The organism is Nocardia otitidiscaviarum (genome assembly GCF_007362295.1).
GTDB classification, from domain to species: Bacteria; Actinomycetota; Actinomycetes; order Mycobacteriales; family Mycobacteriaceae; genus Nocardia; species Nocardia otitidiscaviarum.
Map to the genome: position 1 here is coordinate 3,073,540 of NZ_CP041695.1, position 13,833 is coordinate 3,087,372.

Sequence of the window (13,833 nt, forward strand, 5' to 3'; positions counted from 1 at the left end):
TCAGCTCGCTTTGCGCAGCTCGACCGCGACGTATTCGGCCACCTGGCGGGTGGTGCGCAAGGCGGCGGCGTCCGCATCGGGTATGTCGATGCCGAACAGCTGCTCGAGTTCGATCACCAACTCGGCCGAACGGACCGAATCGAGGCCGTACTCGAGTAGGGGTCGGTCCAGTTCCAGCGCGGGCGCGTTCAAACGCCCCCGGAACAGCTCCCGGACTCGCTCCAATACCGTCGGGTCCACACTCATCGAGATCTATCCCCACGTGAAAAACGGTGCACGACAGCACAATCGATGTATCGATGGCTCGATGCATGCGACTGCCACGGCACACTTTGCGTACCTCGGCTCCATTGCCCGGCGTCCGTAGCGCGAAGCGCCGCCTCGTGAGCGCGCATCAGCGGAATCCGGTGCGGTCAGACGTGCGACAGCACCGAGAATGCTTGCGGCATAAGGGGACTAGTCACCCCAGCCCGGTTCGTCATCGAACCCGTGACGGGAAAGGCGGGCGTGAGCCCCACGCCCGTCGGGTACCCTGCTCTCCCGATCGTTCACCGGTAACCGACCAGGTGTAGCGCGTTCGAAAAGCGTTACACCACAGTTAATCTCCGGCGATAGCCCGATAGTACCCACGAGTAGCGCTGGGTGCCACGGCGAATCACGTCGATCACGTGAACTGTACTGACGCGCAATGTAAATCAGTACACATATACGCGGCAAAACGCGGGTGCGGACTCAGTGCGGTGTCAGTCGCGTCACAGTGCCCAGATAGCTGGTGACGTACAGTGAGTTGGGGTCCCAACCGGGGCCGGATCCGAACCGGGCGCTCGTCGACAGCGGCAGACCGTCCGCCACGGTGCACCAGCGGGCGTGGTCGGGATCCACCCGGATCACTTTGCCGCCCAGACTGTAAGTGACATAGACGAATCCGTCCGGACCCACCGTCACCCCATCGGCGGCGTTGAGCGGCCCCGGCCCGGGCAGTTCGATGATGGTCGCCGCCTCCGGGCGATCCGGCTCCACCATCGCGATCACGGTGACCGGGTCGAAGGTGCTGGATACGAACAGCCGATGCCGCCGCGGATCGTAGGCCAGGCCATTGGTGGAGGTGACCGCCGAGGAGAACGGGCCCGCGTCCACCCCGGCGCGTACCAGCGTCATGCGAGTGTCGGCTCCCATATCGCTGGTGACCACGAAGTCGCCGTCGGGCAGCAGCGCCAGCCCGTTCGGCATATCGAGTCCGGCCGCGACGCTGCGGCGCGCGCCGGTGTCCAGATCCACCGACTCGATCCCGCCGGGTTCGGCGGCGAACTTGGATTGCAGGCTCAGCCCGGTCGTGTAGTAGAGCGTGTCACCGACGACACTCAACTCTCCGACCCCGTCGATATCGCCGACCAGGGTTCCGCGCCGCCCGTCGGCGGCGATTTCGCGCACCGCCCCGCCGGTCCCGGTGGCCGACTGCTCGGAGAGCAGCAGCCCGCCGCGCCCGTCGAAAGCGAGGCTCTCCAGCATGCCGAACCCCGACGCCACGGTGCTGGCCGTCCATCTGCCGCAGTGGTCCGCCGTGGCGGGCGCGGCCCCCGCCGGTCCGGGCGGAGCGAACGGGGCGAGCGCCACCCCGACCGACGCGGTCAGCAATGTACGTATGGCGGATTTCCGGAACCTCATCAACTGGTACTTCCCGTGGGTGCCTGCGGCCTGCGCGGGCGGCCCTGCCAGCCCGCCACGCGGTCGACCTCTGTAGGGCGGCACGCTAGCTGCGGCGGCAGCTGTCTGGGGAAGCTTTGGTCTCGAATTGTCAGATAGCCCAGTCCGTCTCAGTCGATCCAGGCATTCCGACAAGTCGTTACCGAAAGTCGCGGCCGTCGGCCGCCGCGAGACCGTCGGTCCATGAGACGGGGAGCCCGAAGCGTGGAAAGACGTCCTCGGGTGGGAAATGGGTGAGTGCGGCGACGCCGTTCGCCGTGAGGGCGAGCACCAGCATCCCGGTCGCCCGAAACTCCGATGCTCCCGGAAGCAGGGAGTAGCACGCGACGGCGGGCTGGGTATTGGCCCGGACGGCGACCAGGCGTATCGGGTGCTCGTGCCGGAACGCCGGGACGTACCGGAGGAATTCGCCGATCGCCGCACGCCCTCCGTAGGCGTGCGGCCAGGGCGGCATGGTCAACCAGGCGTCGTCGGTCAGCAGTTCGACGACGGCGTCGACATCGCGATCGGTGAAGGCGTCGGCGAAGCGCCGGGTCAAGGCCCGCTCGGCCGCCGAACCGGGCGCGGGAGCCGGTCCCGCGGGGCCGCGCCACACCGACTCCAGGGTCTCCCGGGCCCGCTGTAAAGCCGCCTTCACCGCCGTCGGACTGGTGCCGAGCAGCTCGGCCGCCTCCGCACCGGAGAACTCCAGCACCTCGCGCAGCACCAGGACGGCCGCCTGCCGGGGCGGCAGCTGCTGGAGTGCGGCGATGAAGGCCAGTTCCACCGATTCGCGGTGCTGATAGCGCAGTGCCGGATCGGTGTCGAGCAGGGTGTCCGGGTAGGGCTGCAACCAGCCGACGGTGTCGTGCGCGGGCGGTTCGGGCACCTCGAAGGGCAGTGGTTCGACCGGATGCCGCCGTGCGGTGCGCAGTGTGTTCAGGCACCGGTTGGTGGCGATCCGGTACAGCCAGGTGCGCACCGAGGACCGCTGCTCGAACTCCCCCAGTCCGCGCCACGCCGCCATCAGGGTCTCCTGAAGGGCGTCCTCGGCGTCCTGGAACGAACCGAGCAGCCGGTAGCAGTGCAGCTGCAATTCGCGCCGATACGGTTCGGTCAGTTCGCGAAACGCCCGCTGGTCGCCGGAGCGGGCTGCCGTGAGGGCCTCGGTCACGTCGCCATTCTGGCACCGGTCCGTTTCGGCGGCGGCCGGTGTCCATTCCATCGACAGTTCCCATTCGATACGAGGTGACCGATATGAATCAGCACACCAGCCCCGCCCTCGACCTGGCCCGCGCCTACTTCGACGCCTGGACCGGGCACGATATGGACAAGGCCATGACCTACATCGCGGCCGACATCGTCTGCGACACGCCCGCGGGCCGGATTCGGGGCGCGGACGCATTCCGGGCATTCCTCGAACCGTTCGCCGATACCGTCACCGGTGTGCGTCCGCTGGCCGCCTTCGGTGACGAGACGACCGCGCTGATCATGTACGACACCGCCTCGGTTCCGGTGCCCTCGGCTCCCGGCGCGGAGCTGATCCGGGTGGAGAACGGGCGAATCACACAGAGCCGCTTCATCTTCGATCGCCTACCCTTCTATCTCGCGGAGACCGCCGCGACGCCGGGTTGAGTTCGCCGGCGCGCGGTCTGGGTTAGTATCGCTGCCGTTCGGATCCGCAACCTCGCAGTAGGCGCAAGATCACCGTTGATATGCGACAGAGGTATCAGCCATGAGCGGAATCGGTTACGAGCCCGGACGATTGCATCTGCTGACCGTCGGGGCCGCACGCAAGAACGAGGGTTGCAGCCCCTACGGAACCATCGCACGCAGTCTCGCGCGGCAACTGCTCGACGCCGGTGAGCGCGTCCGCATCGTCGCCGAGTCCGACCAATCGCACGATTGGCCGCACCCGGTCGAGCTGATCTCCGGATCGATCACCCGACCGCTGGAGATCTGGGACGCGTTCACCGGCGTCGACGCCGTCTTCCTCACCGGAGCCGATCCGGCCACCCTCGACGACGCGCTCGCCCTGGCCCGCACCGCGCACGTCGGTCAGATCGTGCTGCTGTCCTCGCACGGACCCGAGTACGAGGCGGCCTATCCGCGCGAGACCTGGTTCTGGCTGGCCATCGAGAAGGCCGTCGAACGCTCCGGCATCGGCTGGACCCATATCCGGCCCTCGGCGGTGATGGGATCGATTCTGGAAGGCACCTATCCCGCCACGGGTTCGGACTGGGCCGACACCATTCGCACGGAAGGCATTGTGCGCGAAGCCTTCCTGAACACCGGCCACTATCCGTTCATTCACGAGGACGACCTGGCCGCCGTCGCCGCCGCGGCCCTGCGCACCGACGACTATCTGGGCATGACCATCGAGGCCGTGGGCATGCCCATCAGCACCCTGTCCCGAATCCGCTTCATCGCCAACGCTCTCGGTCGCGACATCACCACCGCCGAACTCACCCCCGGCGAGAGCCGTGCCGTCTGGCGCGATCGCGGCTGGCCCGACAGCGCCATCGACGTCACCCTCTACGCCCTCGAGGAATACGCCACCCATCTGGAAGAACTCATCGCCTGGACCCTCGACCAATCCCCGTCGGTCTCCGAGATCATCGGCCGCCACCCGCTCAGCTATGCCGAATGGGCCCTCGAACACGCGAAATTCTTCCGCTGACCGCATCCATCCCTCCCATGCCCATGTACAGACCGACCGTCGGTCGGTAGAGTGCGATGCAGGAGGCGTAATGCGACAGGTGAAAAAGCCCGAGGTGCGCAAGGCGGAGATCGTGGACGCGGCGATACGCAGCTTCTCCGAACGCGGGTACGCCGCCACCACGGTGGATTCGATCGTCGGCGAACTCGGGGTGGCGAAAGGGTGCTTCTACCACCACTTCGGTTCGAAGGAGCAGCTTTTCGCCGCGGTGGTCGAGGTGTACGCGGAGCGATTGTGTGCGCGTCACCTCGAGATCCTGCGCGATACGACGCGGTCGCCACGGGATCGGTTGCGTGCCTACATCGACCACAGCTACGCGATGGCCGAGCGCGGCGCGGCGCCCGGTGTGGTCGACATGCTGCACGGTGAGCGATTCCGGGAGATGCATCACCGGGTCGTGGACGAGGCGGTGAACGTGCTGCGCCCGGTCATGGCCGACCTGCTCGCCGCGGGGGTGTCCGCGGGTGAATTCCGGTTGGCCGACCCGGAATTCACCGCTGTCGCCCTGCTCGGCGCATTGCGGGAGCTGCACGAGCACTACGCCGATCGGACCGGGCTGGATCTGGTGGCACATCGCGCCGCCGTCCTGGAACTGCTCGCACGCCTCCTGGATACCGACTTCGCCTGACAGCGGGAGATACATCATGAAAACGACTGCGGTGACCTTCGATTCGTCCGGAACCGAATGCGCCGGGACGCTGTACGGCGAGACCGAGACGGGCCGAGTGCCCGCGGTGCTGCTGTGCCCCGGTTTCAGCGGTACCCAGGACACGCCGGCGGTGGTGGCCGCCGCCCGCGCCTTCGCGAACGCGGGCTACGCGGCGATGACCTTCGACTATCGGCGCTTCGGCGCGAGCGCGGGCGAACCCAGACAGGTCGCCGATCTAGCGGAACAACTCGACGACATCCGCGCGGCCGTCGCCTTCGCTCGCACGCGACCGGGGATCGACCCCGATCGCATCGTGCTCTGGGGGACGTCCCTGGGCGGCGGGCACGTCGTGACCGTGGCCGCCGGGGACGAGCGGATCGCGGCCGTGGTGGCCCAGGTGCCGTTCAACGGCTTCCCACGCCGGGCCGAAGGGCGCTCCACGCGCGATACCCTAGCGCTGCTCGCGGTCATGGTATCCGATTGGCTGCGTGGCACTTTCGGTCTGCGCCCCCGCTACATCCCCGCCGTCGGGCTGCCGGGCGAACTCGCCGTCATGACCGGCCCGCAGGCGCACGGCACCATCGCCGCCATGGACAGCAAGACCTGGCGCAACAGCATCGCGCCACGCGTCCTGCTGCAGATGATGCGCTACAAACCCGGCCGCCACGCGCCGGAGCTGCGCATGCCGCTGCTGGTCTGCATCGCCGAGCACGACCGTGAGACGGTCGCGTCCAGCACCACCCAGCTCGCCGACCGCGCGCCGCATGCGGAGCTGCGCAGCTACCCCCTCAGTCACTTCGAGATCTACCACCCCGAGCACCGCGATCAGATTCTCGCCGACCAGGTCGACTTCCTGAAGCGAGTGCTCACCGCGCGGTGAACCGTCGTGCGGTCCATCCGGCCGCACCGCCGGCTGCTCGTCGTCCTTCTCGGCGCCGCGATTATGATGAGCGTCGATTTCGCCGTCTGACCGAGGAGGCCGCGCTGTCCGAGCGCTCGAGTGCCGACGTCGTCGCCACCGACCTGAGCGAGGCCGCCGACCTCTACCTGACCATCGGCCGCCTGCTCCGCATGCTGCGCCAGTCCGGCGACTCCGGCGCACTCTCCCCCGGCGCCGCCTCCGCCCTCGCCTCCCTGGCCCGCTCCGGCCCCCTGCGCCTCGGCGACCTGGCCGCCGTCGAACGCGTCAGCGCCCCCACCATGTCCCGCATAGTCACCGGCCTGGAACGCGCCGGCTACCTGGAACGCGCCGCCGACCCCGGCGACGGCCGTGCCCAACTCCTCACCGCCACCCCCACCGGCCACAACCTCGTCAACGGCCTCACCTCGGCCCGCATCCAACGCTTCGCCGCCGCCATGGAACGCCTCGACCGCGAACAAAAAGACGCCCTCACAACAGCTTTGAACGTCCTCGTCGACGAACTCGCCCGCTGACCGTGCCCCGCCACCAGACCTCGAAAACCCCCTCTGTCCAGGCGTTTTGGTAACCACGCCCACTGTCTGTAAGGTTGTGTTCACCCGACGCGGGGTGGAGCAGCTCGGTAGCTCGCTGGGCTCATAACCCAGAGGTCGCAGGTTCAAATCCTGTCCCCGCTACTAAGCGAAGGCCCGGAACCGGATGGTTCCGGGCCTTTCGCGTTGGTTCGGCGTCGGTGGCTCGCACCAATTTCGTTGACATTCCGTCAGCGTTAAGCTCGGTCATGTGAAGGACGATTGCCGGTATGTGCGGGCCGTTCGCGGGCGTCCGCGCAAGTCGGACGCGGAGCGGGCCGAGGTCCGGCAGCGGATTCTGGAGAGCACCGCCGGCGTGTATGTCGAGCACGGTCACGCCGGACTGACCGTGGAGCGCATCGCCCGCGCGGCGGGTATGTCCAAACCGACTTTCTACAAGTACTTTCCGAGTAGCGCGGCGGCGATGTCGGAACTCGTCGCCGAGTGCAATCGGCGTTTGCGGGAGCGCATCGAAGCGGCGGTCTCGGGTCGGTCCGAGCTGGTGGAGAAGATCGATGCCGGTATCGACGCGTACCTGGACTGGTCCGATGAGATCGGTGATGCGCTGCTGGTGTTCCGTGCCGAGGAGGCGGGTTCACCGGCGGTCGTCGCCGGTCTGCGCACCGAGTCGAACGCCGTCTACAGCGGCATGATCGAGGCGCTGGCGGCGGATTCCAATTTGCATCCGGCCCCTGAGGTGATCGCCATGCTGCTGGCGGCCATGCAAGCCGGCGCTCGCCAGTACCAGGCGGATCCCAGTCGTCGGGCGGCGGTGAAGCAGGGCATGCTGCGATTCGCGGCGATCGCCGCCCTGCCTTCCGACCCGTCGGGCGATGCCGTGTAGGCGTGATCGGGCACCGATTCGCGCAGCCACCCAGCGGCTCTACCGCCTAACGATTGCCGAGGATTGACCGAGCGCGGTTCGCAAGGTTACCGTGACGCACGGTTGCATTTACGACTACGTAAATGAAAAAGCAAGGGTGCGGCGGGTGGTCCGCCGACAGTTCGGAGGTCAACGATGATCGTCCATCACCTGAATTGCGCCTCGATGTGTCCCCTCGGCGGACGAGCCCTCACCGGCAGTGGTGGCTTGATCACCGGTTCCCTGGTGGCGCACTGTCTGCTGGTCGAATCGAAGGACGGCCTCATCCTCGTGGATACCGGACTCGCCGCGGCCGATACGGCGGCATCCGGTCGGCTGCCCCTGGGCATGCGCATGCTGGCCCGCCCGATGCCGCGCCCGGAGCAGACGGCACTGCATCAGGTGCGGCACCACGGATACCGCCCCGAGGACGTGCGCGATATCGTGCTGACCCACCTCGACCTCGACCACGCGGGTGGCCTCCCCGACTTCCCGCATGCCCGGGTGCACGTGCTGGCCCCCGAACTCGATGCGGCCCGGCGGCGGTCGACGACGATCGCCAGAAACCGCTATCTGTCGCGACATTGGCGACACGGCCCGCAATGGGTCGCCCACGAGCTCGGCGGCGAAACCTGGTTCGGGCTCCCCGCTACCGGCGTCGTCGACAACATCCTCCTCGTCCCGCTGCCGGGCCACACCCACGGCCACAGCGGCGTCGCGGTGCGCCAGCCCGGCGGGTGGCTGCTACACAGCGGCGACGCCTACTTCCACCACGATCAACTCCGAGACCACGGCCGCGCCCCGCTCGGCCTGGCCGCCTTCCAACGGTTGAGCGACACCGACCACCGGGCTCGACTGGACAGCCTGCATCGCCTACGCACCCTGCACGCCCACCACTCCGACGAGGTCCGCATCTTCTGCGCTCACGATCCACACGAGCTGTCCGAACTGCGACGAGCAGCCGCGGAACCCACCGTCGAACGGGGCACGCCGTGAACGACCTGGTAGGAATCGGCGCCGCACGGCCGGTCACGGTCCAGTGATCTAGAGCGCACAACTGGACAACTCGAGACATGGATCATCCCGGGCGTCGATTGCGAAATGCTCGTCACTGGAGATTCGATAGTTGCTGAGAGTTGTCCAATGGAGAGATAAGTCCGTCTGAGGAAGTTGGGAATCAATCATGCGCAAACTATTCGCTACCGCCGCCGTCGCTGGGACCCTGACCGCCGGAGTCGCGATCGCCGGTGCCGGAGCCGCGAGCGCCACCCCGCCGCCGCCCGCGCCGCAGTGCGCTCTCGTCTCGTACCCTCTCGTTCTCTTGATCGAGGCCACCGGCGGAGCGTCCAGCCTGCTGCTTCCGCTTGCGACGTCCATCCAGTCCGCGGTCTGCGGCTGACCTCGCCGACAGCGCCAGGCTCGCGATCCGCGCAGTTGCCGAAATAGCACGGTTTCGGCAAATGGCAAGCTACCGTTCATGGCAGTGAAACGCCGCGCCGCTCTGAAAGGTGTTACCTATGAGACGTTTTCTGATCGCGTTCGCGGGCTTGGCTCTGTTCTCGGGGGCCGCGGCTTGTTCGGAGGATTCGACGTCGGATCCGACACCCAGCAGCACCGCACCGGCGACCACGACATCATCTGTGGTCGCCTCGACAACCGTACCCGCGCAACCCACCGGGGAACGCGGCGCCGACGGCTCCACCGGCAACGGGCTCAGCGCCGAATACTGTGCGAAGAACCAGGATCCGGGATGCCCGCTGGGCAGCTACGTCGGCCCCGACGCCATCCCGAACCCCAACGGCGACGGCACCTGGGTCCCGTGCGAGGGCACGATCTGCACCAACCCCAACCACGGCGCGGGCCCGGAAGCGACCACGCCCCCACCGGTCGAGCAGACCGTCACCACAGAGCCCGCCACCGACCGAGTCGAGGGCGCTCCCTGTGAAGGCGACGGCCACTGGGTACACCTCGAGGGCGGCAACGCCGAGCACTACGGCACCGACTGGCTCTGCCGGCACTGAACCGGCGACAGGAACAGCATTTCGACGCATGCGCAAACGCCGTCGGCGCGGGCACCCCGAGACGTGTACCGGCACGGCTGTTCCGCCCGGCAGGCTCGCGGCTGGATATGCTTGTCGGCGTCCATGCCGTCGGTCTGGTCATCGATCGAGTAGCCGTTCCGCATACCGAAGGATCGCCGCCGTGCCGGAAGCGTTCGACTGGTCCCGCTACGGCATCCAGCACTACTGGATCGTTCGTATGGCCAATGACGACGGTCCGGCGGTCTCCATCGAGATGCTGACGCTCGATTCCGATGGTCGGTACGTATCCAATGGGTACCGCAACCGCAGTGACCACGTCGCTGCGATCGACACGCTCACCCCCTTCGCGATCGTCCTCACCTGGGATCAACTCGACGAGGGCATCGACTGAGCTGTGGGAAGTCCACAGTTGCCAGGGCCGCCGCGAACCGGCGACGGTGGCTGGCCTCCGGCACTGACGACTACGCTCGGGCTGAGGACGCACAACCGGGAGGGGTTGCGTGAAAGTCGTTGTGGCGGGGGCTACCGGCGCCATCGGTCGGCCTCTCATCGGTGCTCTGCACCGATCCGGGCACCTGGTGTACGCGCTCGTGCGGGGCGGCCGCAGCGCGGAACTGGCTCGCGCCCTGGGCGCGACGCCGGTCCTGGCGGATGTGCTCGACCGGGAGCAGCTGCTGCGCGTCGCCGACGGGCTGACCGCCGACGCGGTCGTGCACGAACTCACCGCCTACCGCGATTCCCCGCCCACCCACTACCGCAGCCGCGGCCTGGCCCGGACCAATGAACTGCGCACTGCCGGAAGCCGCCACCTGGTCGACTTCGCCGCCGCGGTCGGGGCCACCCGCTATCTCACCCAGTCACTCGTGCTGGGGTACGGCCTGCGCGATCATGGCGCTGAGCCCGTCACCGAACGCACGCCGTTCGGCCGACCGCAGGGTACGCGCATCGACGCGAGTATCGAGGCTCTGAGCACCGCCGAGGACTGCGCCTGGCGCACTCCCGGACTCGCGGGTATCGCCCTGCGCTACGGGATCTTCTATGGTCCCGGTGCGAGCGACCCCTTCCTGCGCCCGCTGCGGAGGCGGCTCATGCCGCTGCCCCGGGGCGAGACCGGGTCCATCGGCTTCATCCACATCGAGGACGCCGCGGCCGCCACCGTGGCCGCCCTGGAACACGGCCGCGTGGGTCAGGCGTACAACATCGTCGACGACGAACCAGTGACCTGGTCAGCGCATTTCGACACCCTCGCGAGCGCCCTCGGCGCGGGCCCGCCACGGCGTGTGCCCGCGCGACTGTTCCGCCTGGCAGCTCCACTCGCCGCAGCGCAGATGCTGGATATGTCGATGCGTGTGGCCAATGCCAAGGCCAAATCCGAACTACGCTGGCAGCCCGCCCTGCCCACCGTGGCCGAGGGTGCACGCACGCTGGCGGCGACCCGCTGACGCCCCCCGAAACCCCGGTGCCGACGCTCGTCGGTCAGGCCCGCACCACCGTCGTCCCGAGCGCCTCGAACGGCTGGGCCTGCACCGGATCCAGTTCCGCCCCGGTGACGATCGCCTCGAAGTCCCCGATCTCGGCGAAGCGGCAGAAGCTGGTCATACCGAATTTCCCGTCCGCCGCGACCAGGACGCGCCGATTCGAGCGGCGGACCGCCAAACCCTTGACCGCCGCGACGGCCGGGTCGGGGGTGGTCAGGCCGTGGGCCAGGGAGATGCCGTTGGTGCCGAGGTAGGCGAGGTCGATGGTGAGTTCGTCGAGCATGCGCAGGGCCCAGTGGTCGACGGTGGCGAGGGTGCGGCCGCGCATGCGGCCGCCGAGGAGGAGGACGGTGACGGTGTCGCTGTCGGCGAGGGCTTCGGCGGCCAGCAGGGAGGCGGTGACGACGGTCAACTCCCGGTCGGCGAGCTTCTCGGCGATCAGTCGCGGGGTGAATCCCTCGTCGATGTAGACGGTTTCGGCACCGTGCAGCAGATCGGCCGCCGCCGCGGCGATGCGGTGCTTCTGGGCCAGATCCACCCGGCTGCGGTACTCGAGACTGGATTCGAACGCCGCGCTCTCCAGCGGAATCGCCCCGCCGTGGACCCGCTTCACCAGGCGACGGTCCGCGAGCAGGCGCAGATCCCGGCGAATGGTCTCGGCCGCCACCCCCAGTTCGGTGGCGAGGCCGAGTACGTCCACCCGGCCACGCGTCCGGGCGAACTCCAAGATCTGCGACTGCCGCGAATCCGAATCCACGAGCAACATTCTGCTGTATCGCCTCAGCTGTGGCGGGGACCGAGGACCGCCCGAATCTCCGCCACCGTGTTCGCGTCGCGCAACCGAGCCACCTGATCGGTGTCCGCGAAGACCTGGGCGATCCGGGACAGCAGTGCCAGATGGTCGTCTCCGGTTCCGGCGATGCCGATGACGAATTCGACCGGATTCCCGTTCCAGTCAACGGGTTCGCGGTAACGCACCACCGACAGCCCGGTGCGCCGGATGTCGTCCTTGGCCGCATTGGTGCCGTGCGGAATGGCGAGCCCGTTGCCCATGAACGTGGAGACCGAGCCTTCGCGTTCATGCATGGCCGCGACATAGGACTCCGCGACCGCCCCCGCGGCGACCAGCAGCCCGCCCGCCTCGTCGATGGCCCCGGCACGGGTGGTGGCGGTGCCGGAGAGCACGATCGACTCGTCCGGGAGCAGTTCGCCCGATTCCGTGGATTCGGCCGGTACCTCGCCGCCGTCGGCTCGGGCGACCAGCGCGACGATCTCGTCGTACTCGGGACTGTTCATGAAGTCGTCGACCGGCACGTGGAGGGCGGAGGGCGTCCGTTCGCGCGCCCGATCGGTCAGATCCCGGTGGGTGACCACGAGGTCGTACTCGTCGCTCAGGTTCGCGATCGCCCGATTGACGACCGTGACCTCCGTGTAGCCCGCGTCGCGAATCCGCTTGCGCAGCACCGAGGCTCCCATGGCCGAGGAGCCCATCCCGGCGTCGCAGGCGAAGACGACGGTCGAGATCTGCTCCGGGGCGGTCAGGGTGGCCGTCGAACCGGTGCCCATCGAGTTCAATGCGGCGGCGGCCACCGACCGCTTGCCCTTCAGGGCCTCCATGGCGGCGGTGGCCCCGCCCAGATCGGGTTCGTCGACCGCTCGATCGGTCCGCAGCAGTACGGCCGCGACCAGGAAACTGACCGTCGCCGCACCGACCACCGACAGTGTCACGCCGAGATAGCTGTCATTGGCCGTCTGTGCGAAGACCGCGATGATCGAACCGGGTGCGGCCGGAGCGCGTAGACCGGAATCGAACAGCACATTGATCATGACGCCGGTCATGCCGCCGGCGATCATGGCCGCGATCAGTTTCGGCTTCATCAGCACGAACGGGAAGTAGATCTCGTGGATGCCGCCGAGGAAGTGGATGATCGCCGCCCCCGGCGCGGAACTGCGGGCCACTCCCCTGCCGAACACCATGAACGCCACCAGCAGTCCCAGGCCCGGCCCCGGGTTGGCCTCCAGCAGGAACAGGATCGACTTGCCGTCCTCGCTGGCCTGATTGGTGCCCAGCGGTGTCAGGATGCCGTGATTGATCGCGTTGTTGAGGAAGAGCACCTTGGCCGGTTCGATGAAGATCGATGTCAACGGCAGCAGGCTGTTGTCGACCAGGAAGTCCACCACATTGCTCGCCAACCGGCTGAATCCGGAGACCAGCGGGCCGATGCCGAAGAAGCCGACGACCGCCATGGCGGCACCGGCGATACCGGCCGAGAAATTGTCCACCAACATTTCGAAGCCGGGCCGAATCCGGCCGTCCCACAGGGCATCCAGCTTCTTGATCAGCAGGGCGCCGAGCGGGCCCATGATCATCGCGCCGAGGAACATGGGCACATCCGCACCGGCGATCACGCCCATGGTGGCGATGGCGCCCACGACCGCGCCGCGGGTGTCGTAGACGATGCGGCCGCCGGTGGCGCCGATCAGGATCGGCAACAGGTAGGTGATGGTCGGGCCGACGATGCCGCCACCGTCGTAGTCACCCCAGCCGCCGATGTGGGCGACCCAGCTGCCCGCACCCACGTCACCGGCGAGGGAGGTGATCCAGCCCTTCTCGATGAACAGGGCGGTGAGCAGGCCCCAGGCGATGAAGGCGCCGATGTTGGGCATGACCATGCTGGACAGGAACGTGCCGACGCGCTGCACGTGGACGCGGGTGCCGCCGCGGACTTCCGCCGGGGCCGCATGCGGTGGGGATACAGACATTGTGACTTCCTCTGAGCAGTAGATCAGACATGTGACGCCAGCCACATCCCTAGCAGTAGTAGACCGCAGAATCGGGCATGCTGACAAGAGATCGGGCATAAATGGGCATCGAATTCTGTGGATTTGTGCCCGAATGGCCGTTACGG

General features: G+C 67.7%; 16 protein-coding genes, 1 tRNA gene and 1 pseudogene. 13 read left to right on the plus strand and 5 right to left on the minus strand.

The window, feature by feature from the left end; genetic code table 11:
- Together FOH10_RS13515 and FOH10_RS13520 are read right to left on the minus strand one after the other, a co-directional pair.
- On the minus strand, positions 1–246 hold the full coding sequence (locus tag FOH10_RS13515; RefSeq protein WP_039814248.1) for an acyl carrier protein: 246 nt from the start codon (positions 244–246) through the stop codon (positions 1–3).
- A 486-nt stretch (positions 247–732) separates the two neighbouring features.
- Entirely contained in the window at positions 733–1,509 is a 777-nt protein-coding gene (locus FOH10_RS13520; RefSeq protein ID WP_244961960.1) for an SMP-30/gluconolactonase/LRE family protein, read from the minus strand.
- On the opposite strand from FOH10_RS13520, the gene FOH10_RS35630 reads away from it, so the two are divergent.
- Positions 1,508–1,741 carry a hypothetical protein gene (locus FOH10_RS35630; protein WP_244961962.1) on the plus strand — a complete coding sequence of 78 codons (234 nt, stop codon included), beginning with the start codon at positions 1,508–1,510 and terminating at the stop codon, positions 1,739–1,741. The two genes, FOH10_RS13520 and FOH10_RS35630, sit on opposite strands and share 2 nt — an antisense overlap.
- Before the next feature lie 102 nt (positions 1,742–1,843).
- On the opposite strand, the gene FOH10_RS13525 is transcribed toward FOH10_RS35630, so the two are convergent.
- A complete protein-coding gene (locus FOH10_RS13525; RefSeq protein WP_244961963.1) occupies positions 1,844–2,857 on the minus strand; it encodes an RNA polymerase subunit sigma-70 in 1,014 nt (337 codons plus the stop codon).
- Between the two features lie 83 nt (positions 2,858–2,940).
- Between FOH10_RS13525 and FOH10_RS13530 the strand changes: the two genes are divergently transcribed.
- The 12 genes and pseudogenes from FOH10_RS13530 (at position 2,941) to FOH10_RS13585 (ending at position 10,888) form a co-directional block, all read left to right on the plus strand.
- Positions 2,941–3,318 carry a nuclear transport factor 2 family protein gene (locus FOH10_RS13530; RefSeq protein ID WP_143980958.1) on the plus strand — a complete coding sequence of 126 codons (378 nt, stop codon included), beginning with the start codon at positions 2,941–2,943 and terminating at the stop codon, positions 3,316–3,318.
- A gap of 100 nt (positions 3,319–3,418) precedes the next feature.
- A complete protein-coding gene (locus FOH10_RS13535) occupies positions 3,419–4,363 on the plus strand; it encodes an SDR family oxidoreductase (RefSeq protein WP_143980959.1) in 945 nt (314 codons plus the stop codon).
- Positions 4,364–4,433: 70 nt separating this feature from the next.
- Positions 4,434–5,030, plus strand: a complete 597-nt coding sequence (locus FOH10_RS13540) for a TetR/AcrR family transcriptional regulator (protein WP_186000828.1) — start codon at positions 4,434–4,436, stop codon at positions 5,028–5,030.
- A gap of 16 nt (positions 5,031–5,046) precedes the next feature.
- Positions 5,047–5,931, plus strand: a complete 885-nt coding sequence (locus tag FOH10_RS13545) for an alpha/beta hydrolase (RefSeq protein WP_143980961.1) — start codon at positions 5,047–5,049, stop codon at positions 5,929–5,931.
- On the plus strand, positions 5,928–6,485 hold the full coding sequence (locus FOH10_RS13550; RefSeq protein ID WP_221937967.1) for a MarR family winged helix-turn-helix transcriptional regulator: 558 nt from the start codon (positions 5,928–5,930) through the stop codon (positions 6,483–6,485). Before FOH10_RS13545 ends, FOH10_RS13550 begins: the two co-directional genes overlap by 4 nt.
- Positions 6,486–6,573: 88 nt before the next feature.
- Positions 6,574–6,647: transfer RNA gene (locus FOH10_RS13555), tRNA-Met, on the plus strand.
- A gap of 106 nt (positions 6,648–6,753) precedes the next feature.
- Entirely contained in the window at positions 6,754–7,386 is a 633-nt protein-coding gene (locus FOH10_RS13560; protein ID WP_143980962.1) for a TetR/AcrR family transcriptional regulator, read from the plus strand.
- Positions 7,387–7,632: 246 nt separating this feature from the next.
- Positions 7,633–8,400 (plus strand): MBL fold metallo-hydrolase, encoded by a 768-nt coding sequence (locus tag FOH10_RS13565; protein WP_244961965.1) that lies wholly within the window; start codon positions 7,633–7,635, stop codon positions 8,398–8,400.
- 187 nt (positions 8,401–8,587) lie between these two features.
- Positions 8,588–8,803: a hypothetical protein gene (locus FOH10_RS13570; protein WP_143980964.1), complete on the plus strand. Its 216-nt coding sequence runs from the start codon at positions 8,588–8,590 to the stop codon at positions 8,801–8,803.
- Between the two features lie 277 nt (positions 8,804–9,080).
- Positions 9,081–9,425, plus strand: a pseudogene (locus FOH10_RS13575) (hypothetical protein); the annotation flags it as partial.
- Positions 9,426–9,606: 181 nt separating this feature from the next.
- Positions 9,607–9,837 carry a hypothetical protein gene (locus tag FOH10_RS13580; protein WP_143980966.1) on the plus strand — a complete coding sequence of 77 codons (231 nt, stop codon included), beginning with the start codon at positions 9,607–9,609 and terminating at the stop codon, positions 9,835–9,837.
- Between the two features lie 109 nt (positions 9,838–9,946).
- A complete protein-coding gene (locus FOH10_RS13585) occupies positions 9,947–10,888 on the plus strand; it encodes an NAD-dependent epimerase/dehydratase family protein (RefSeq protein ID WP_143980967.1) in 942 nt (313 codons plus the stop codon).
- A gap of 34 nt (positions 10,889–10,922) precedes the next feature.
- Here FOH10_RS13585 and FOH10_RS13590 read toward each other — a convergent pair whose 3' ends face one another.
- Complete coding sequence (locus FOH10_RS13590; RefSeq protein WP_143980968.1) at positions 10,923–11,681, minus strand: DeoR/GlpR family DNA-binding transcription regulator; 759 nt, start codon at positions 11,679–11,681, stop codon at positions 10,923–10,925.
- A gap of 23 nt (positions 11,682–11,704) precedes the next feature.
- A complete protein-coding gene (locus FOH10_RS13595; protein WP_143980969.1) occupies positions 11,705–13,687 on the minus strand; it encodes a PTS mannitol transporter subunit IICBA in 1,983 nt (660 codons plus the stop codon).
- Positions 13,688–13,833: the final 146 nt, after the last annotated feature.

Excerpts from the sequence above, each read along its gene's own strand:
- FOH10_RS13515 (WP_039814248.1), bottom strand. The coding sequence starts at position 246 with ATGAGTGTGGACCCGACGGTATTGGAGCGAGTCCGGGAGCTGTTCCGG.
- FOH10_RS35630 (WP_244961962.1), top strand. The coding sequence starts at position 1,508 with ATGCCGAACCCCGACGCCACGGTGCTGGCCGTCCATCTGCCGCAGTGG.
- FOH10_RS13520 (WP_244961960.1), bottom strand. The coding sequence starts at position 1,509 with ATGCTGGAGAGCCTCGCTTTCGACGGGCGCGGCGGGCTGCTGCTCTCC.
- FOH10_RS13530 (WP_143980958.1), top strand. The coding sequence starts at position 2,941 with ATGAATCAGCACACCAGCCCCGCCCTCGACCTGGCCCGCGCCTACTTC.
- FOH10_RS13535 (WP_143980959.1), top strand. The coding sequence starts at position 3,419 with ATGAGCGGAATCGGTTACGAGCCCGGACGATTGCATCTGCTGACCGTC.
- FOH10_RS13540 (WP_186000828.1), top strand. The coding sequence starts at position 4,434 with ATGCGACAGGTGAAAAAGCCCGAGGTGCGCAAGGCGGAGATCGTGGAC.
- FOH10_RS13545 (WP_143980961.1), top strand. The coding sequence starts at position 5,047 with ATGAAAACGACTGCGGTGACCTTCGATTCGTCCGGAACCGAATGCGCC.
- FOH10_RS13570 (WP_143980964.1), top strand. The coding sequence starts at position 8,588 with ATGCGCAAACTATTCGCTACCGCCGCCGTCGCTGGGACCCTGACCGCC.
- FOH10_RS13595 (WP_143980969.1), bottom strand. The coding sequence starts at position 13,687 with ATGTCTGTATCCCCACCGCATGCGGCCCCGGCGGAAGTCCGCGGCGGC.